Source organism: Desulfosporosinus burensis, assembly GCF_054657535.1.
In genome coordinates this window covers 65,506-85,167 of sequence record NZ_BAAHYN010000016.1, presented here as the reverse complement: position 1 = coordinate 85,167, position 19,662 = coordinate 65,506, and the positions used below count along the sequence as shown (strand labels likewise).

Annotated in this window: 18 protein-coding genes; 9 read left to right on the top strand and 9 right to left on the bottom strand. The window is 44.4% G+C overall.

From position 1 onward, the window contains the following. Positions 1-21 precede the first annotated feature (21 nt). Positions 22-1,380: a sigma-54-dependent transcriptional regulator gene (locus tag ACYQ3Q_RS23855; RefSeq protein ID WP_459930943.1), complete on the bottom strand. Its 1,359-nt coding sequence runs from the start codon at positions 1,378-1,380 to the stop codon at positions 22-24. 310 nt (positions 1,381-1,690) lie between these two features. On the opposite strand from ACYQ3Q_RS23855, the gene ACYQ3Q_RS23850 reads away from it, so the two are divergent. The 9 genes from ACYQ3Q_RS23850 to ACYQ3Q_RS23810 all read left to right on the top strand — a co-directional run bounded on the left by ACYQ3Q_RS23850 (position 1,691) and on the right by ACYQ3Q_RS23810 (position 11,131). Next, entirely contained in the window at positions 1,691-2,329 is a 639-nt protein-coding gene (locus tag ACYQ3Q_RS23850; RefSeq protein ID WP_459930942.1) for a hypothetical protein, read from the top strand. Between the two features lie 2 nt (positions 2,330-2,331). After that, the gene (locus ACYQ3Q_RS23845; RefSeq protein WP_459930941.1) at positions 2,332-3,696 is read left to right on the top strand and encodes a 4Fe-4S binding protein; all 1,365 of its coding nucleotides are present in this window, start codon (positions 2,332-2,334) and stop codon (positions 3,694-3,696) included. Between the two features lie 200 nt (positions 3,697-3,896). Next, positions 3,897-4,481, top strand: a complete 585-nt coding sequence (locus ACYQ3Q_RS23840; RefSeq protein ID WP_459930940.1) for a DUF2318 domain-containing protein — start codon at positions 3,897-3,899, stop codon at positions 4,479-4,481. Between the two features lie 140 nt (positions 4,482-4,621). After that, the gene (locus ACYQ3Q_RS23835; protein ID WP_459930939.1) at positions 4,622-5,290 is read left to right on the top strand and encodes an ABC transporter ATP-binding protein; all 669 of its coding nucleotides are present in this window, start codon (positions 4,622-4,624) and stop codon (positions 5,288-5,290) included. Positions 5,291-5,303: 13 nt separating this feature from the next. Beyond that, on the top strand, positions 5,304-6,467 hold the full coding sequence (locus ACYQ3Q_RS23830; protein ID WP_459930938.1) for an ABC transporter permease: 1,164 nt from the start codon (positions 5,304-5,306) through the stop codon (positions 6,465-6,467). Between the two features lie 190 nt (positions 6,468-6,657). Beyond that, positions 6,658-7,794 carry an ABC transporter permease gene (locus ACYQ3Q_RS23825; RefSeq protein WP_459930937.1) on the top strand — a complete coding sequence of 379 codons (1,137 nt, stop codon included), beginning with the start codon at positions 6,658-6,660 and terminating at the stop codon, positions 7,792-7,794. A 34-nt stretch (positions 7,795-7,828) separates the two neighbouring features. Then, entirely contained in the window at positions 7,829-8,944 is a 1,116-nt protein-coding gene (locus tag ACYQ3Q_RS23820) for a cytochrome c biogenesis protein (RefSeq protein WP_459930936.1), read from the top strand. 98 nt (positions 8,945-9,042) lie between these two features. Further along, positions 9,043-9,735, top strand: coding sequence for a response regulator transcription factor (locus ACYQ3Q_RS23815; protein WP_459930935.1), 693 nt, complete (start codon positions 9,043-9,045; stop codon positions 9,733-9,735). 1 nt (position 9,736) lies between these two features. Then, entirely contained in the window at positions 9,737-11,131 is a 1,395-nt protein-coding gene (locus ACYQ3Q_RS23810; protein ID WP_459930934.1) for a sensor histidine kinase, read from the top strand. A 50-nt stretch (positions 11,132-11,181) separates the two neighbouring features. Here the strand turns inward: ACYQ3Q_RS23810 and ACYQ3Q_RS23805 are convergent, their stop codons facing one another. The 8 genes from ACYQ3Q_RS23805 to ACYQ3Q_RS23770 form a co-directional block, all read right to left on the bottom strand. Next, a complete protein-coding gene (locus ACYQ3Q_RS23805; RefSeq protein WP_459930933.1) occupies positions 11,182-11,631 on the bottom strand; it encodes a hypothetical protein in 450 nt (149 codons plus the stop codon). A gap of 679 nt (positions 11,632-12,310) precedes the next feature. Further along, a complete protein-coding gene (locus ACYQ3Q_RS23800) occupies positions 12,311-13,261 on the bottom strand; it encodes a peptidase (RefSeq protein ID WP_459930932.1) in 951 nt (316 codons plus the stop codon). 409 nt (positions 13,262-13,670) lie between these two features. Further along, the gene (gene lgt, locus ACYQ3Q_RS23795) at positions 13,671-14,450 is read right to left on the bottom strand and encodes a prolipoprotein diacylglyceryl transferase (protein ID WP_459930931.1); all 780 of its coding nucleotides are present in this window, start codon (positions 14,448-14,450) and stop codon (positions 13,671-13,673) included. 171 nt (positions 14,451-14,621) lie between these two features. Further along, a complete protein-coding gene (locus ACYQ3Q_RS23790; protein ID WP_459930930.1) occupies positions 14,622-14,840 on the bottom strand; it encodes a hypothetical protein in 219 nt (72 codons plus the stop codon). Between the two features lie 15 nt (positions 14,841-14,855). Then, on the bottom strand, positions 14,856-17,435 hold the full coding sequence (locus ACYQ3Q_RS23785) for a heavy metal translocating P-type ATPase (protein WP_459930929.1): 2,580 nt from the start codon (positions 17,433-17,435) through the stop codon (positions 14,856-14,858). A gap of 65 nt (positions 17,436-17,500) precedes the next feature. Next, on the bottom strand, positions 17,501-17,797 hold the full coding sequence (locus ACYQ3Q_RS23780) for a metal-sensitive transcriptional regulator (RefSeq protein WP_459930964.1): 297 nt from the start codon (positions 17,795-17,797) through the stop codon (positions 17,501-17,503). Positions 17,798-18,396: 599 nt separating this feature from the next. Further along, positions 18,397-19,215: a hypothetical protein gene (locus tag ACYQ3Q_RS23775; protein WP_459930928.1), complete on the bottom strand. Its 819-nt coding sequence runs from the start codon at positions 19,213-19,215 to the stop codon at positions 18,397-18,399. A gap of 44 nt (positions 19,216-19,259) precedes the next feature. Then, positions 19,260-19,457, bottom strand: a complete 198-nt coding sequence (locus ACYQ3Q_RS23770; protein WP_459930927.1) for a hypothetical protein — start codon at positions 19,455-19,457, stop codon at positions 19,260-19,262. Positions 19,458-19,662 lie beyond the last annotated feature (205 nt).

Below are 19,662 nucleotides of genomic sequence, written 5' to 3'. Positions count from 1 at the left end.
CGTACCCACTTGAAATTTTTCCTAAATTCCCCAGTGAGGATCTATTCCATATTTCTCTAAACGGTATAAAAAGGCATGCCTAGAAAGACCTAGACGTTTGGCAGCCTGGCTTTGGTTCCCCCCCGTTTGTTCCATGGCCTGCTGGAGAAAGGATTTCTCTAGTTCTTCGAGGGAAACTCCCTCAGGCGGTAGCACAAAGGGTCCGGGGCCCTTCTCCTCTTTTGCGGGAGTGTTAAAAACGGGCAACCCATCCACCCCGATAACGGCCCCTTGGGAAATAATAACCATACGTTCCACCACGTTTTCCAGTTCACGCACGTTTCCTGGCCAGTCATAGGCCATGAGTTGAGTAAGGACTCCCAGACCAAGAGTCTTTCTTTGTCCATACGTTCCAAGTTTTATTAAGAAATTTTCTACAAGGTAAGGGATATCCTCCCGACGTTCTCGCAAGGGAGGAATAGAAATAGGAAAGACACTCAGGCGATAGTAAATATCCTCTCGAAAACGCCCTTCCTGGGCCTCTTTCAGTAAATCACGGTTCGTCGCCGTAATAATACGCACGTCCACCTTGATAGTTTTCTCACCGCCAACCCGCTCAAACGTCCGCTCTTGAAGAACCCTTAACAACTTAGCTTGAACATTAAAGGACAACTCCCCTATCTCATCGAGAAAGAGTGTGCCACCATCAGCTAACTCAAAGCGGCCCGTCTTTCGAGCATGAGCTCCAGTAAAGGCTCCTTTTTCATGTCCAAACAGTTCGCTTTCCAGCAAGGTCTCCGTCAGTGCTGCACAATTTACTCGAATAAATGGTCCATTAACCCGCGGGCTTAAGGTATGTATTGCGTGGGCTACCAATTCCTTTCCCGTCCCCGATTCCCCTTGAATAAGCACCGTTGCTTGAGTTAAGGCGACTCGCTCCACTAAGTGTTTAACCGCTTGCATCACGTCACTATTCCCCACCAGTTGCCACCCATCACTTCGGACCTCTCCCTTTAAATAATCCACCTGTTCACGCAGGCTTTCCACTTCAAAGGCCTTAGTAACTGTAATGAGAAGTTCTTCAATATCAAAGGGTTTCATCAAATAATCGTGGGCTCCGGCCTTCATAGCCTCAACCGCCGTAGCGGTACTTCCGTGCGCAGTCATCATGACAATCAGTAAGTCTGGATAATGCTCTTTTAGCGCCTTAAGAAGACTTAAACCGTCCATCTTCGGCATTTTTAAATCTAAAAGGACAAGATCCGGACGCTCAGACAAGGCTCGATCTAAGGCGAGTTGCCCATCCTCTACTGTCTCAACATCATAGCCAGCTTTACTTAAGGCCCGTTCCAAAACCCAGCGCATATTTGCTTCATCATCCGCAATTAAAACCCTTCGCATATTCACTCTCCTCGATTGCGGGATTTCCCACAGCATAGTGTGGGAAATCCTACAGTTTTTTAACTCAAAACTTATTTATTTCATTTCATCAGGAGCCCTTTACTATTTTATCGAAAATTTTCATAAAATAAATTTGAATCTCAATCTAAGTTTAGGACTGCTCTCCAATTAAAGTAACTCGAATGTACGATATTAAGAGATGTTCACTCAAGTTCCAAGTTCGAACTTCGCGCCTCGAACCTCGAACCTCGCATCTTGGCACAGCTTTTGCATATATCCTAAACCAGAATAAATTTCAGGAGTGTACTTCATGAAAAAGAAAATATCCCTTATCGTTTTAACCCTATTCTCTTTATTACTTTTTACCCTTCCCGCATTAGCTGATTCAAAACCTGCCTCATCCAACAACATGTCCGACATGAACATGTCCGACAACCCTTCTTCTACTTCTGAACAAGTTACCAAGCCTATGGATGCAGCAATAGCCAGCGATAACAAGTTTCAAGTGAATGTACAATTTACCCCTGAGAACCCTGCTCCGAATCAACCTGTCAACCTCATGATTACCGTTAAGGATAAGGCAACCGTACAACCCGTCCTCGATGCTTCTGTGAATGTGAACATGATACTCATGGACGGTGATAAAGACAGTAGTATGCCTGGTATGAGCATGTCCTCAGACACTTCGATTCAAGGACAAGCTAAATTAGACAACATGGAACCTGGAATGTACACAATCACCCTCACCCCCACCAAAAAGGGAGATTGGAGCCAGGAAATTAATATCAGTTCTCCTACTCTTGGAGAAACAACCGTGACTTTGCCTCTTAACGTTTCCAAAACTGGCCCGAACTGGATCCTCATCGGAAGTGTTGGCGGACTCATAGTTCTTGCTGGTATTTTTGCTCAATTCCTAAAACGTAAGCAAAACACTTTAAAGGAGGTTTAAAAATGAGTCAACCATTAAAGTCTAGATCCCCACAAACTAGAAACTTCCTTAAGTTTAAACCCCTCAAGTGGTTTTTGCAAAGTTCCCTTTATCCGCGAATTTTCCAATGGGCTGCCGTGCTTGTTTTCGCGGTCATCATGGTTGAAACTCTAGCGGGACCCACAAGCGGCCACGATAACTTCGGTACTGCCGCTACTTGGGTTCTTTGGTGGCCACTCTTACCCCTCTTCTTCTTTCTATTCGGACGGTTCTGGTGTGCCGTCTGCCCCTTTGCTTGGGTGAGCGATTTGACACAGAAGCTTTTTGGGGCCAACCGTAAAGTCCCGAATTTTCTTAGGAAATATGGACTATGGATCATTGATATAACCTTTATTTTCATTACTTGGTCCGACCACGTCTGGGGGATAGTGGAATCTCCCCGAGGATCTGGCACCCTCTTGTTACTCATCTTAGGTGGTGTAATGGTAACCGCAATGTTCTTTGAACGCCGTACCTGGTGCCGTTATTTATGTTTCCTCGGTAGTTTGTCCGGTAACTATTCCCGAGCCGGTATGCTAGAGCTTCGTGCCGACAAAGAAACCTGCAAAACTTGTACGACTCGAGATTGTTACAAGGGCAATACAAAAACACCGGGCTGTCCTATGTTTGAATTTCCGATGGTAATGGAAAACAATGCTAACTGCAATCTCTGTGGGAACTGCATCAAAAGCTGCCCCCATGATTCTATCCGAATAACATCCCGCAAACCCACCAGCGAGTTTTGGTCAATGACCAGGGCGCATTTCGAAGAGTCTTTCTTAGCTATTGTTATCGTCGGAATTGTCTTTGTGCAGAATATTACCATGTTGGACTTTTACCAGTCCTACCTTAAGTGGGCCGAGCTGACATTGGGTATTAGTAAGGATATCGCCTTTACGATTATCTTTATAATCGCTATGACTACTCCGGTATTATTACTTTTCGCAGCGACTGCAGTATCTAAGCGTTCTACTGGTGAGACTATGCGAAATGCCTTCGCACGTTTTGGATATGCTGTCATTCCGCTTGACCTCGCAGCACACATGGCTCACAACTTGTTCCACCTTTTGGCGGAAGGGAAATCAATTTACTACACGTTCATGGGGCTATTTGGAGTGCATCTTGAGGGGTCAACCGACTTCGTTTCTGACCCGATAATCCAAATAATGCAATACGTCTTAGTCATCGCCGGAACTCTCGGTTCTCTTTACACTGCCTATCGGATTGCTAAAAAGAACTATGGTACGAGTAAAGCCTTATCAGTCGCTATGCCGTATTTAGTTGTCATCTTGCTCTTCGGTATTCTGAATTTCCTTACGTTTACAGTGCGAATGGGAATGCGGATGTAGTAACAGGGATCAGATGTCAGAAGCCGGAGGCCAGATTGTAATTACTCCAAGATTTTCATCTTTATAAACTTGAGAAAAATCCTATAATGAATGACTTGTTGTTTCCTTTTGAAAAAAGTTTAACTAAACTTCAGGTGGAGCAAAACTCCACCTGAACCAGGGTTCCTACTTTAATCAACATTAACAAGGAGGATTTCCAGATGAATAACGACCGTGCGGGGAAAAATCAGAAATTTACCCAAGAAAAGCAAAATAAAGCAGGGCTTTACAGTATCATTGGCATTATTACAGTTATGATTATGATAGGTACCTATTTCATGGTTGTTAACAACGATAAACCTAGTACCTCTGTCAAGGCGGCTGCGGACATCGGGCAAAAAATGAATTATAGCCAAAACGATAAACTAGAGCAAACAATTGTCGAAAGCAAGGTTGAAAATGGAAAGGCAATTGTTACAACCCTAAGTGCAATCAAAGATAAAAAGTTTATATGGACCGAGTATAAAGCGAACGGTAAAAGGATTCCTTTGACAGCCTTTGCCCAACCCGATGGAAAAGTCATGGTGGCAGTCAGCTTTTGTGAACCCTGTAAGGGAGAAACCTTTCACATCACTGGTAACCAAATAGTATGCAACGTCTGCGGAACGACCTGGGATCTTCAGACACTCAAAGGATTAAGCGGTGGTTGCCAAGCATATCCCCCAGAAGCACTGACCTACTCTTTAAACGGGGACAATCTAGAAATTCCTCAAACCGTCCTAGATGCGTGGGCACCTAGAGTTTAGTTTGAGAATCAAGACTGATCATTGAATGAATAGAATGAACGCACTCGTTTGACGGGTGCGTTCATTCTGACAAGTGTAGGGTTGCTCTATTCGCCAGTGTAAGCCATCGGGTGAACTTGTGATTTAGGAGGAATAGCTAAATGTCTTTAATAAAGGTCCGCGAGGTTACCAAAACCTATAAAGGTGGGGACGGGGTTGTTGAAGCCCTAAAGAATATTAATTTAGAGATTGCGGAAGGGGAATTCTTAGCCTTAATGGGTCCTTCCGGTTCCGGGAAAAGCACCTTGCTAAGTGTTCTAGGCGGGCTAAATCCGCCTACCTCTGGTAAACTCATGATCGACGATATCGATGTTTATGCCTTAGCACCTGAACGGTTAGCCGATTTTCGGCATGAGTACGTCGGCTTTGTTTTCCAACAATATCAATTAATTCCCTATCTTACAGCCCTGGAAAATGTCATGCTCCCGCTGGCAATTACCTCCCGCCCGGCTAAAGAACAACGAGATATGGCTCAAACTGTCCTCGATAAAGTCGGCTTAGGTAGCAAATCTCTCCGGTTACCCAATCAATTATCGGGCGGCGAACAAAATCGAGTAGCCATTGCTCGGGCGATCGTTAATGAACCAGCTATTATCTTTGCCGATGAGCCCACTGGCAGTCTAGATTCGAAAACGGCAATGGAGCTGCTGGAACTTTTTCAGACCCTTAACCAAGGTGGTTTAACCATGATTATGGTGACTCATAACCAAGAAAATCTGGAATGGGTCTCTCGCGCAGTTTATATCCGTGATGGGGTTTTAGAGTCCTAAGGAGGAAAAGTATATGTGTTTAACAGATATAGCGCTTCAAAACCTACGCCGCCGTAAAATGCGCTCTGCTTTATTGGTTCTTAGTGTCGTCATCGGAGTAGCTTCGATTATCTTCCTCTATTCGACAACCCAAGCCATGAAAGAAGATGTCGCCAACAAACTTGATCAATTCGGTTCTAATATCCTCATCCTTCCTGACACCGGAGCAGCGATGACCTTTGGCGGGATAACGGTTGAAGCTCCGACTCAGGTCAAAGAACTTGACATGTCCCTTATTCCGCTGATGCAAACCATAAAAAACAAGGAAACGTTGGCTACAATAGCCCCTAAACTTTTGGTGGATACTAAAATTAATGGACAAACTATTTTATTACTCGGAGTGGACTTCCAACAGGAATTGCACCTTAAAAAGTGGTGGAAACTGGATGGTCTTGCCAAAAACCAAATCCCATCAGCCGACGAAGTAATCTTAGGGAGTGACGTTGCTCGTTCCCTAGGCCTTAGCCCTAAGCAGACTATAACGATCAAAGAACAGGCTTTTAAGGTGGCAGGGATCATCCAACCTACTGGATCGACGGAAAATGACCAGGCAATTTTCATGGACTTGACTATACTCCAGAAACTGGCTAATCGACCCAATGCCATCAGCCTCATAGAAACTGCCGCTTTATGTTATACCTGCCCGATCGAAGAAGTCACTCAGCAGTTAAGTGCCAAACTACCGGGTACCAAAGTTACTGCTCTTAAGTCGACTTTAGAATCTCGAGATGATACAGTTAATAGGTTCAACCTATTTGCCAGAATCGTTTCTTTAATACTCTTCCTGGCCAGTAGTCTAGTTATAACTATGACTATGAAATCTTCAGTTGAGGAGCGGACCCGGGAAATCGGCATCTTGAGGGCGATCGGTTTCCGAAAACGCCACATCATCCAAATCATTCTAACTGAGGCGGGCTTATTAGGTAGTTTGGGTGGGCTATTGGGTTACCTGCTTGGGATGGGTGCGGCAGTGCAGTATGGATCCGTTTTAGTCAAGACCCAAGTTCATATCCCTTGGCAATCTAATTTGCTCGTCTATGCAATACTTGCTTCTCTTTTAATTAGTCTAATAGCAAGCCTTAATCCTGCTTGGAAAGCAGCGAGACTTGACCCGACTGAATCCTTACGCTACATGTGATTAAGCGAGGCGCGATGCGCGAAGTTCGAGGCACGATGCACGAAGAAAGGCCGGGGTCTGAAGACAGAGCCTAGAGGCAGGATCGTGTTTTGAGACATGATGCGCGAGGCAAATATACGAAGTTCGATGCGTAAAGTTTGAAGTCGAACATTGCGCATCGAACCTCGAACCTCGATATAGGAGGTACTCTATGACACTAACAGATATCGCTATCCAAAACTTACGTCGGCGTAAAGGGAAAACAGCCTTTTTACTTCTAACCTTCCTATTAGTAATCGGCATAACCGTCACGCTGAATACACTGGCTAAAAGCATGCAAGACGATTTACAAAAAAGTTTAACCCAATATGGTGCCAACGTCGTCATTACCCCCAAGTCTGAACATTTTACACTCAGCTATGGTGGACTCTCTGTTCCTGGAGTTGACTACGAAATCAAACAGTTGAACTATGACGTATTAACTAAAATCGAAACTATTCAAGATCTTATGATCAGTGGAATTGCCCCCAAAATAATCGGTTCTGTCGCAGGGATTAATAAGCGTTATCTTATCATTGGAGTCGACTTTCCCAGTGAACTAAAAATGAAACCGTGGTGGCATATTAAAGGACTATCGCCCGCTGACCGAGAAGTTATTATCGGTGCTGATCTTGCCCGCCGAGAGAATCTTGTGGTTGGGAGTACTCTAGAACTCAACCATCAGAAATACCCCATTGTCGGGGTGATGCAGGAAACAGGTGGCTCAGAGGACAATGGGGTATTCACGAATTTTACGACGTCCCGAATAATTACCGGACAAGACTCTTGGTCCATGATTGAACTTAATACCGCTCAACCCGAGCGAGCTGCGGCCTATTTAAGTGAACTTTTACCTGAGGCCAAAGTCGCTGAAATATCCCAACTGGTTCAGGGTACCAAAGAAAGTGTCGAGCGCTTTTCAAGTTTCTCCCTAATAGCTTCCACTCTCTTAGGCATTATTGGTGTTTTGATAGTGTTCGTAACGACAATGGGTAACATTAATGACCGGGTTGCCGAAATCGGAGTCTTCCGAGCCATCGGTTTTCGCCGTCGCCATATTCTATCTATTCTAATTCGAGAAATTGTCTTGGTTAGCCTTGCTGGAGGGGTTCTCGGATATCTTTTGGGTGAATTCATCCCAACTCTACTAGGTCCATTCGCTTTCCAAAAAACCGTTGCGTTTCAATTTCACCCCTTGATGGCTTTGGGTGCAGTAAGCGCCTCTGTCCTAATAGGGATTGTCTCGATTGTTTTCCCAGCTAGGCGGGCCGTTCAGCTAGATCCTTTAGATGCACTTTCCTATATCTAACCAATTATCATACAATCTAATAATGGGGTGAATTATGAAAGCAAAAACGAAAGTATTTATGTTACTAATGGTTGCAATTTTCACCATTATGGCTTTGGTTATCCCTAGATACACTAGCCCCTCTGAATTTCACGTAACCAATCAACCGTTGGTTGCTTTCCAAGAAGCTCAGAAATCAGGCAAACCCATTTTCTTAGAGTTTTATGCTAAATGGTGACCCAGCTGTCGGAGCATGGAGCCCGTGGTGCTGGCTCTAGAGGAAAAGTATAGCAAAAACACAAACTTTATTGTCGTTGATATTGATGACCCGCAAGGGCAGGTTCTTGCTAAGCAATTTGACATCTACTATATTCCTGCCTTTTTTGTGCTCGATCAGCAAGGTCAAATCACTTACAACGATACTGGCCCGCAAAGTATAGATACCTTAGAAAAGGCCCTCAATTCTGGTAATCCCAACAATAGCTGGTCCGAATCGTTCTTCAAAAATTCTATCCCTAACGCTTTGGCCAATGGCGGGTTGACCATCGTGCTATTAGTTTTCTTAGGGGGCTTAATGACTAGCCTGAGCCCCTGTATCTTGTCGATGTTACCAGTCATGTTAGGGTATATCGGTGGCTTGGAAAAGCCGACTAAAACTAAGGGTTTCATCACTTCCGCCTCCTTTGTACTTGGCCTAGCCACTACCTTTGCTATTTTGGGTATCGTGGCCTCACTATTAGGTAAAGCTTTTGGTCAAATTGGCCCAGCATGGCTTTATATCATTGGTTTTTTCTCAATTAGCATGGGATTACAGCTAATAGGAGTTATCAACATCAATTTACCCGGTTTACAGGCTATGCCCGAGAAAAAGGGTGGAGTTTTAGGATCTTTTGGAGTGGGCTTATTATTCGGTCTGGTTGCTTCGCCCTGCGCTACTCCAGTTTTAGCGGTTTTGATGACTTATGTAGCAGGTCAAGGTGTCCTTTGGTATGGCGCTTTGTTGCTCTTTATTTATGGACTTGGCCACGGGTTACCGTTAATTATAGCCGGTACCTTTACAGCCGTGTTAAAGAGTTTACCTCGCTTACAAAAATGGGGGCACAATATCACGTATTTAAGCGGTGGCCTACTCATTATCTTGGGTTTATATTTCTTCGCACGAACAGGTTAGTAAAAATAGCAAGGGAACAGTTAACCTCCAGATTGCGGGGGAGCCGTTCCCTTTAATTAAATAACGACTTTACGTTTTTGAAAGGAGTCCGTCCGTCCATGAGAATTTTACTAGTAGATGATGAGAAGAAAATAACAACTGTACTGAAAGCCTATCTTCAACAAGAAGGGTTTCACGTTAGCACCGCCATAAACGGCCTTATTGCTCTAACTATGTTTAAAGAAAACCCTTTCGACCTGCTCATCCTTGACGTAATGCTCCCAGGCATGTCTGGAACAGAAATTTGCCGCGAAATCCGCAAACTATCCTCCGTCCCTATTATCATGCTCACCGCTAAAGTCGAAGAAGAGGACCGCATCCAAGGATTGAGTATCGGTGCGGATGATTACATTACGAAACCCTTTAGCCCTCGTGAAGTGGTTGCCCGTGTTCGCGCCGTTCTACGACGTACCAATAACGAAACTGCACCGCTTGCGGATGTGATCTCCTTTGATAATGGTCTTACCATCGATAACATCCAGCATGAAATCCGGCTTAACGATCAAGAAATCATGTTAACTCCGACAGAGTTTAAGATCCTTGGAGCCTTAGCGAAACACCCTGGACGGGTGTTATCTCGAGGTCAGCTAGTGGAAATTGTTCAAGGGCACGACTTTGACGGAGATGACCGCGTGATTGATGCCCATATTAAGAAGATCCGGCAAAAGCTCGAAACGACTCCCAGCGACCCACAAATTATTTTGACCGTTTACGGTATCGGCTACAAGTTTAATCCAAGTGCGGGGGGATAAGATGCGCACTAAATTGTTTCTTTCCACCCTGATCATCGCGATAATTACTTTAACCTTCAGCATGCTTTCCGTAAACTTCGTCTTCAAACAACAGTTTACTGATTATTTAACGCAGGCGAATGAAACAACCTTAGAACAGTTACCCTCTCGTCTGAGTGCCCTTTATCAGACCAAGGGCACTTGGGATACTGCGTCTCTGAATGAAGTAAGTCACTCCCTCCCGATTGGTGCAGTGGTTACTCTGACTGATCCGAACGGCAAGCTCATCGCCACGTTAAATAACCCCATGGAAGATATGATGCATGGACAAGGCGGGATGGGCATGAGTATGAATATGTCCACCTATTCCACAACAAGTTGGAAAACAAAAACCTTTACGGTGTCAGGACCCCTCGGGACTTTAGCCACTGCACAGGTCCGCTACCCAGCAACCGCACAGATTCTCAATCCCCAAGATGTCCGCTTCCAATCCGCAGTCTTCCGCTCTCTACTCTTCGCTGGAGGATTGGCGCTTCTATTTGGGATTATTCTCAGTTACTTTACAAGCCGCCAACTCGTCGCTCCGCTGAGACGATTAATGCAAGCAGCCAATCGTATTGGACATGGGCACCTTGACGAACGCGTTGACCTTCGCTCCAAAGACGAGGTAGGGCAACTGGCGAACGCTTTTAATGCGATGGCCGACAATTTGGATCGCCAAGAAACCCTCCGTAAACAATTTACCGCCGATATCGCCCACGAACTGCGTACTCCCTTAACCTCGATCAAAAGCTATATTGAAGCCTTTCAAGATAACGTCCTGCCTGCTAATCAAGAAAACCTCTCCTCCATTCATGAGGAAATTGACCGATTAGTTGACTTATCCAGCGATCTAAAAGACTTAAATGTAGCAGAAATCGGTGCTTTACAGCTAAACCTTGAACCTGTAGACTTAAAGGATCTTCTTGAAAAAGTTATTCGCAACCTTTATCCCCTCATTCAGGAAAAAGAATTAGCTCTCAATTGGAACGCCCCGGAAGAATCCGTGACTATGTCAGGGGACGAGCGCCTTCTGACCCGGCTCTTTTACAATCTGGTGCATAATGCTTATCGGTACTCAAACTCAGGCGGTCAGATTAGCGTTGCCCTTACAAAGACAGCGGATTTTGCTGAAATTAAGATTAAAAATACAGGTATCGGCATCTCGGAAGACGATCTCCCTTTAATCTTCGAGCGTTTTTACCGTGCTGACAAATCTCGGACCCGTGAGACAGGGGGAACCGGAATTGGTCTGGCGCTGGTCCGCCAGATTACGGACCTCCATCAAGGCACGATCAGCGTACAGAGTAAAGTCGGACAAGAGACTGAATTCATCGTCCGGCTTCCTAAAGAGATAAAAGTAGTGGTTGAGGATTAGATTTCCTCAGCCACTACTTTTCTTTTTCCATTTATGCCACTTCTTAGGACTTATCTTCCCATGGATCCCATCATATTGTTGCCGCTTGATTTTTGGGCTTGCTGTTGAGAAGCGTTAGAATTGTTCGGTTTATTCGTTCCAGTTATTCCTTGCATGTGTTGGGAACTATTCATCTGGTCATTCATTTGAGTGTTCATAGGCATATTTTGCATCTGAGTATTTACTGGCATGTTTTGCATTTGATTATTCATGGACACGTCGGAACTCCTCATTTGATCGTAGACATCTGTCTTGGATGGAACTGTTTGATCGGGCTGAGTGGTTTCTACCTGCTCAACTTCAGCGCTTGTGACATCATTGTTGTTCATATAGGCCTGTGCAGTCGAAGCTTTTGGCTGCATTTCCGTGGTATTTTTGCCAATTGTAGTAGCGTTCACGATCCCCGCCAAGCCAAGTACCATAACCATTGATAATGAAACCATTAAAACTCTCTTCTTCATAATCCATTCAAATCCTTTCATAATTCGTAACTTGGTGTTTGCTGTGTAACTCTAATACTTGAAGCAATTTGTGATCTTCAGTCTGGCTGTCACCTCCTGTAGTCGCTAAAGTATTCGTACACCTGTTTAATTATCGAGGGGTAGGTTGAGAAATTTCTAAAAAAGTCGAGCATGAGACTGAATTCATCGTCCAGCTTCCAAAAGAGATAAAAGTGGCTGAGGAATAGCTCCTCAGCCACTTTTATTAGAACATTTGATATCAGATTCACCAACTAATGGACAAAAATCTGTCGCCTCAGTTAATTCTGCCTTAGAATATATGGATCTCAGCATATTGTTACTCCAGATGTTTAGTTTTATTAACTGGATAGTAATGAACCAAATATATCGTACAAACTGGTGTTATGATTCCAAAAATCAGCTTAAAATATCCTTACTTAAGGTTAGAACTTAAATTTACATAATTTTTTATAAGGAACACAATTCATCCCCGACTTAAACACAGCGGAGTCTTGAAGTCGGGGTCTTCTTGCTGACGTTAATAAAATTATGTAGATAAAAAAATTGTGAATTTCTCATGAAGAAAGGACCCTGATTAATGTAGCTTAATAATGAAAAGGACAGTTTCTCCCATGTGGAGTCACTGCCCTTTTGTTGCTTTCGATGGCTAATTCCCTTTTTACTTTGCATCAATAGTACTAATAATTGGTCCCTGCCAGTTCTCAAACCAAACCTGACCCGTGTATCCATTAACATCAAGTTCCGCGTAATCCTTACCGTCTTTCTGAATCATGAACTCATAGTAACCGGGCGCTAGTTCTGGTTTTCCGATTGAATATCCTTGGCCCAATTTGGATACGAACTCTTGAGCGCTATTCGTAGCCTGTTCTTCACTGACCGTGACATCCCCATTATTTCCCCAATTCATATGTCCATATTTTGTATTCCACATACTATTCGGACCCATGTCAGTTATGATCTGTCCGCCATTCTTATAAACCATAACTTCATAGGCTTTAGCCCCTGTCGCTCCCTCTTTGAGCTCTACTTCATATCCATTTGAAAATTCATGAAGTTCGGCAACAACAACGTCCTGGTTAAATTTTTGTATAAACGCCTTAGCAATGGCTACTGCTTGATCAGATGTGGTGACTTCGCCGTTTGTGAGGTCAACACCTAAGCTTTTTGCATCATAGCCACCTCCCATCATGCCGTAACCACCACCGCCCATCATACCGTAACCGCCACTGTATCCATTAGCACCGAAACCTCCCATCATACCATAGCCTCCACCATATCTATTAGCACCAAAACCTCCCATCATACCATAGCCTCCACCATTCCCATTAGCACCGAAGCCTCCCATCATACCATAGCCTCCACCATATCCATTGAATCCTGGAGTGGTAACCACATCAGAGTTATCATTTGGGGAAGACAGTGCTAAAGTTATAGGTTGAGGTGTCCCAAGCTGACTACTCTGTGCTGTTGTTTCAACTGTCTGTGTGAATCCAAGAGTTTGTCCCAACGATTTCACGGCACCTGAACCAGAGGTTAGTGCGAAAGCCGTACCCGAAAGCGCCATCACGCTTGCAATTGAGAGTCCTACCATCCATTTTGTCTTGTTCATTTCTTTTTCCTCCTTTAATTTCAACCAAGAATATTTTCACAGCAACCCTGTCTTCATGTCTTAAGTATATTTAATCAATTCGATTATGCTGTGAATGAGTTATGAATTTGTTATGAATTTTCTCTTGGATTCGATAAAGGAAACTTACTTCAGGTGGAGTTTTAACTCCATCTGAAGTCTAGCTGAACTTATCCAGGGGCTTAGCGCCACTTATCACCCGCTTAAGAAGGGAGTCTTAGTGGCGTTTAGCCATCGGATAAAAACTCATGAAAAAACTGTGAATTTCCCATTGAATAAGGGACTCTGATTAATATTCAGAATCCCTCTTCCTAAGCAATAAACTGATTCGATTATCCTTGATTTTGTTACTAAACGTTCAACCTCCTTTAACTTTGCATAATCCTCACAATTATTTTTTCGTGATACTTCTTGGCAAAGTCAGAACAGCGGCAGAAACAAGGGCTATAACAATCATCCCCACACTACTCCACTGTGCTGAAGTCAAATTGAATAGATAACGTGCGCCATCCCCTCGTAAAAATTCTAGTCCAAACCGCCCCAGTGAATAGAGCACAATATAGGTTAAAAAGAGGATGCCCCTCGGCAATTTGCGCCAACGCGAAAGGATGATGATCAAAGCAAATACAACCATGTCCCATTGCCCTTCCCATACCTCTGCAGGCCATAAGGGTTGGCTACCATAGGCTGCATAAGCCGGAGTTCCAGGGGGATAAACCAGGCCAAATCCTTGGTTAGTCGGGCTACCATAGGCATCCCCATTAAGAAAGCAAGCAATTCTTCCGATCCCCTGCCCTAAGATAATCCCAGGGGCGGCAATATCAGCCATTCTCCAAAAATCAAGCTGATACTTACGAGTATAGATCCATCCAACAATAAAAGCCCCAACCAAACCTCCTTGAATAGCCATACCGCCATGCCATATCATAAAGATTTCGGTAAGATGGAGGGAATAATAGTCCCACTCGTAGAAAAAGACTTGCCAAACACGTGCTCCAATAATAGCTCCAATCACGGCAAAGACCACCAAGTCTACAAGATGCTGGCGGTATTCCTTTTCAGAAGAGGCTAAATGATAAGCTACCCCTAAACCAATTAATATCGATAGGGCAACCAGTACACCATAAGATCTTAACGAAAATTCCCCGATGCTAAATAAAATTTGTGACAAAATTTCGTTCCCCCTCAGAGAATAATATCCAACTTTCAAATTATATTTAAATCTTACTAGTATTGATTAGATTATTTTATTGACATTAATTGTGAATATTTTATGAGTGTTCCACTTGAATTTATTTTTCTCCCCGGAGAAGTTAGCCTTTTATCCGGGGAGAAACTGAACTTATCCCATGATCTTTTTCTTCACCGCCGGAATAACGATTGGCATAAAGACAATCATACTCAGGATGAAAACCCAAACCATGCCACCGATCCGAGCCACAGCAGTATAGGTATTACCGTCCACCCAAGTTATGATCAGAAAAATAAGAGTTATCGCCAGCGAGAGTGCAGTATAAACCACGGAAGCCTGCTTGGCGGCTTTTGCTTCTAAATCGTTCATAGTAAGACTTCCTCCTTAACGTGCTGTTTGTGGTTGGGGTACCGGGTGCGCACTGGTTTTCACCTTTTCCTTCCGGAACGATGGTTGGTAGCGTTTTAAGAGCAGAGTGTTCATCGTTACAGATACAGAACTCATGGCCATAAAGAAGGAAGCTAGTTCCGGGCTAACCAGAAGTCCTGTGAAAGGATACAAGATACCGGCAGCCAAGGGAATCCCTGTGATATTATAAACGAATGCCCATACCAAGTTCTGTTTGATCTTGCGCATGGTAGCCCTGCCGATTTCAATGGCCCCGACCACATCGCGGATATCGTCCTTGATCAGGATTATGTCGCCTGTTTCTTTGGCAACGTCGGTTCCTGAACCTATGGCAATTCCCACGTTGGCCTGAGCTAAGGCTGGGGCATCGTTGATTCCATCCCCGACCATGGCCACCTTCAGACCCTTTTCCTGCAGCTTGATCACCTCGGCGGCCTTATCTTGGGGCAGCACTTCTGCAAGTACTGTCTTGATCCCCACTTGCCGTGCTATGGCTTCAGCCGTCCGTTGGTTGTCTCCAGTAATCATTGCCACTTGCACACCCATCTGCTGCAAGCGCTCCACAGCCACTTTGGCATTTTCCTTCAGGGTGTCAGCCACTGCGATGATCCCAGCTGCCTTACTGTCAACAGCTATCAACATGGCAGTCTTGCCTTCTCCCTCAAGCTGCTCCATTTTTCCACTTAAGTTTTTGATATCGATCTTCTGTTGCTGCATCAAACGGCGGTTTCCTAACAGGATTGTCTGGCCTTGATAGGTCGCCCGCACACCATGTCCAGGTATAGCCTCAAATTCGTCCGTATCTCCAACCGACAATCCTTCCTCCTTGGCCCCTCGTACGATCGCTTCACCCAAGGGGTGCTCAGACGGTTTTTCAGTGATCGCTGCCAGTCTGAAAACATCATCCCGGGCAAAGCCCTCTGTAGCATACACGTCAGTCACAGAGGGTTCCCCTATGGTCAGGGTCCCGGTCTTATCGAAAACAACCGCATTAAGCTTGCTGCTCGCTTCCACAGCATCAGCTCCTTTGAAGAGGATGCCGTTCTCCGCACCTTTACCCGTACCGGCCATAATAGCGCTGGGGGTAGCCAAGCCGAGAGCACATGGGCAAGAAATGATCAAGGTCGTCACTGACAAGAGAAGAGCAAAACCAAAGACACCGACTTCCGCTAAGCTATAGGGTGAGAGAATAAACTGGCTTGCCGGCGAGAAGAATGCACCGTAACCGACAAAGAACCAGAAGAAGAAGACAATCAACGCGAGGACATGCACTCCAGCAATGAAATGCCCTGCCACAAAGTCAGCCAGTTTTTGGATAGGTGCCTTTGACGCCTGGGCATCTTCCACCATTTTGATGATTTGGGCCAGAGCGGTTTCGCTGCCAACTCTGGTTGCCTTGAATTTAAAGGAACCCGTCTTATTGATGGTAGCGCCCGTGACCTGGGAACCGGCGCGTTTTTCCACCGGCATGCTTTCCCCGGTGATCATCGCTTCATCGACTGCTGAATAACCTTCGGTAACTTCGCCATCCACGGGTATGCTTTCCCCGGGCCGCACGACCACGATATCCCCGATCTCCACCTCATCGGTGGCAATCTCCACTTCTTCACCATTGCGGATCACCCGCGCTGTTTTGGCCTGCAAGCTCATCAGATTACGGATCGCCTCCGAAGTCCGGCCCCGGGTGAGCGCTTCTAGAAAGCGACCTAAGACGATAAACGCCGTTAGCAAAGCGGCTGACTCGAAAAAGATAGCTCCCCGCCCGCCAAAACCGGCATCGGGCCAAAAGGTATTGATGGTGGCAATGATATAGGCGGCACCAATCCCGGTCGCGTAGAGTAGATTCATATCGGTCGCGCCCCGTTTTAGTCCGTTCCAACTGTGTTTAAAAAACTGCCAGCCAGGAATAAAGGCGATCGGCGTGGTCAAGGCCCAAAGAACATAGACATTCCCTAAGAATTCCGGAACAAAATAGGGAAAGATCCACATGTCTCGGAACATGCCAATCATCACCAAACTGGCTAAGGGCCAGGCAATCCACATATTGCGGGTTTGGAACCGAAGTTCCTTTTGCCGCGCCTCTTTCTCGCGGTCTAAAGCTTCCTGACCTGTCACCTTTTCGCTCGCCTCATAGCCCATAGCATTGATCTCTTTTTTGATCCGGGTTTTATCCACGGCTCCGGGGTAAAACTTTACCTTGGCCGACTCAGCCGGTAAATTAACGACAACAGAGGTGACTCCCTGCATTCCTTTCACGGCCTTCTCGACTTTAGCGACACAAGCGGCACAACTCATGCCTCGCACCGTGAGCAGGACTTCCTCCTCCGGCACCTCGTAGCCAATGTCTTGAATTAGCTTCACCATCTGGGGTACTCCAGCCTGATCACTCGCAAACGTTACAGCTGCCTTGCCCGAAAGCAAATTGACATGAACGTCCTGCACGCCTGCCATGCTTTTTAGGGTTTTTTCCACTTTTGCCACACAAGCGGCACAAGTCATACCCTGTACCGGCAAACTTACCTGTGCCAAATGCTCGCTTCTTGTTGTTTCACTCATAACATTTAACCTCCTACCGGTAATCTGACTCAGATTCCCTTTCACTGTTTATTCTTTACCGTAAGTTATCTCATCATGCGGAACACCGTGTTTAAGACTTCGTCCACTACCTCCGTTTCACCAGCTTCTAACCGTTCCCTCACACACGATTTCATGTGTTTTTCCAGAAGCAACTTAGATACTCCGTCGAGGGCAGACTGGGCGGAGGAGATCTGATTTAAGACGTCATCACAATATACTTGACGCTCGATCATTCCTTTGATGCCTCTGATTTGACCCTCGATCCGGTTCATCCGGGCGATAAGCTGTTGGATCGTCTTTTCATCATGATGACTCCTGAGGTTGCCGTCTTCTTTCGTCATATTCTGATTACAACAAATTACTTTTATCGGTTCGTTCATTTACTCACCACCCTTCCAATATAGTATAGGGGTCTACCCTATATTCCTCGTTAAAAAAAAGAAACCATAATGGGCATACTCATGAATTGGTTCCATGTCCTTAGTGTAACTCTCGAATACGATAAACTCATGAATTAGTTGTGAATTTCTTATGAAGAGGCGCCTGATGATGCTAGCAGGATATGGTACAATTCTTACCACTTTGTTTAAACAGCTAGGATTACCCCTATCCATCCAAGACTCGCTGTGATGTGGCTTGCGTCTTACCAACGCCCCCGCTGTGAAAGCAGAAGAGTAAACTTAATTTACCATAACAAACGCTGTTTATTATTATCAATTACTTGTTTTACGGCGATGATTACATACACAGTAAAAATAAAGGCACTTAACGATAGGATTGAACCAAAATAGGAAAATGGCTGTGCCCCTAACGTAACACCGTATAACCACAAATCCAATAGAGACATATCCAAAGTCCCCCCATCCATTACTAATGTTATCCGTAAATAATTTAAACCTAATAATTCTTTTTCATTTGTTGAATACTCCCCTTGACTTCATTAATAACTTCCTTCACGAGCTCCTTGTTCGATCTTATTAATTTCATCACTCAGAAAGAGGTGAATGGCAAGAAACATTACCAATAAAGTTAGAGAAAAAGGAACTTGAGCATGAATAAATCTAAAGATACTATACATCTTATCATTAGGTTCAATAGCTTGTAAGATAGCTATCGCTAAATAATCAAGATCATGGAACACTATACCAATGGCTGTATGATCTTTAAAAACCGGGAAAAAAATCGACATCGAAATAGGGGCTAATTGAAACGGATTTAGGGCTTCGATGCTTGACCTATGTTTTTCTTCGGCTATAGTTTCTAATATTTTTTCTTCTAAATCTAGGCATGCTTGAGTCGACAAAAAGTCAAGTTCTTCTTCTAAAGCCTGGAGCCTTTCCTTTTGTTCCGTTAATAATTTTTTTACGGTTTCCAGCAATTTATTTATTTTACCAGTAAGATAAAGCCCCAAACAGGAAGCCAAGATTAATAAGGCGAACGGAGGAGGCACATGAAACTCAAGGATTATAAACGCCGAAAATATATTGGCGAACGTTGGCTCCATTGCCTGTCTAATATAAATATCTACTTCTCCCAAATTTGCTACTGATACACCAATCGCCAGACTGGGAATAACAGGAAACCAGAACGTTACTGAAAGTGGAGATAAATTAAGTGGATTAAGGATTCTCGCATAAAACTTACGTTGTTGCTCTGCTAAAGCATGCTTGATCTTTTCAATATATTGTCGTTCTGCAATTGATTGAGGACGCCAAGAAATACCGTTAAGGTACTGCTCAAGATACTGTTGCATAAGCATATACGGACTTGATGGCCCCCTCATAAAAAGCACTCACTCCTTACTTAAAACTGCTCAATTACGGCATTTTCGCTTTCAGTTGTTTTAGGCGCTTCTGTAAGACCTACTGTTTTAGAAATTAACCAAATCCAGAAAATCGAGTTGATAATCGCAATGATAGTGGGTACTGGTAACCAAACTCCCCAATACTTACCTTCCGTCGGATTAGTGTTCTTGGATTTTTGAACTGGAAAACTATTCATTCAAGCCCCTCCTAACCAGAGCGTATACATCACTTAACAGTCTCCCAATTACGCAGGATGACAGCTCCTAGTACAAAAGAAACTACAAAAGAGAACACCAGCCAAACAATCCAATAACTTTGAATGAGCCACAAAGGAGTAAAAATCCAAAATCTACAGCCTGGTGTCATTAATATCACCCCTTATTCCATTACCATATTATTCC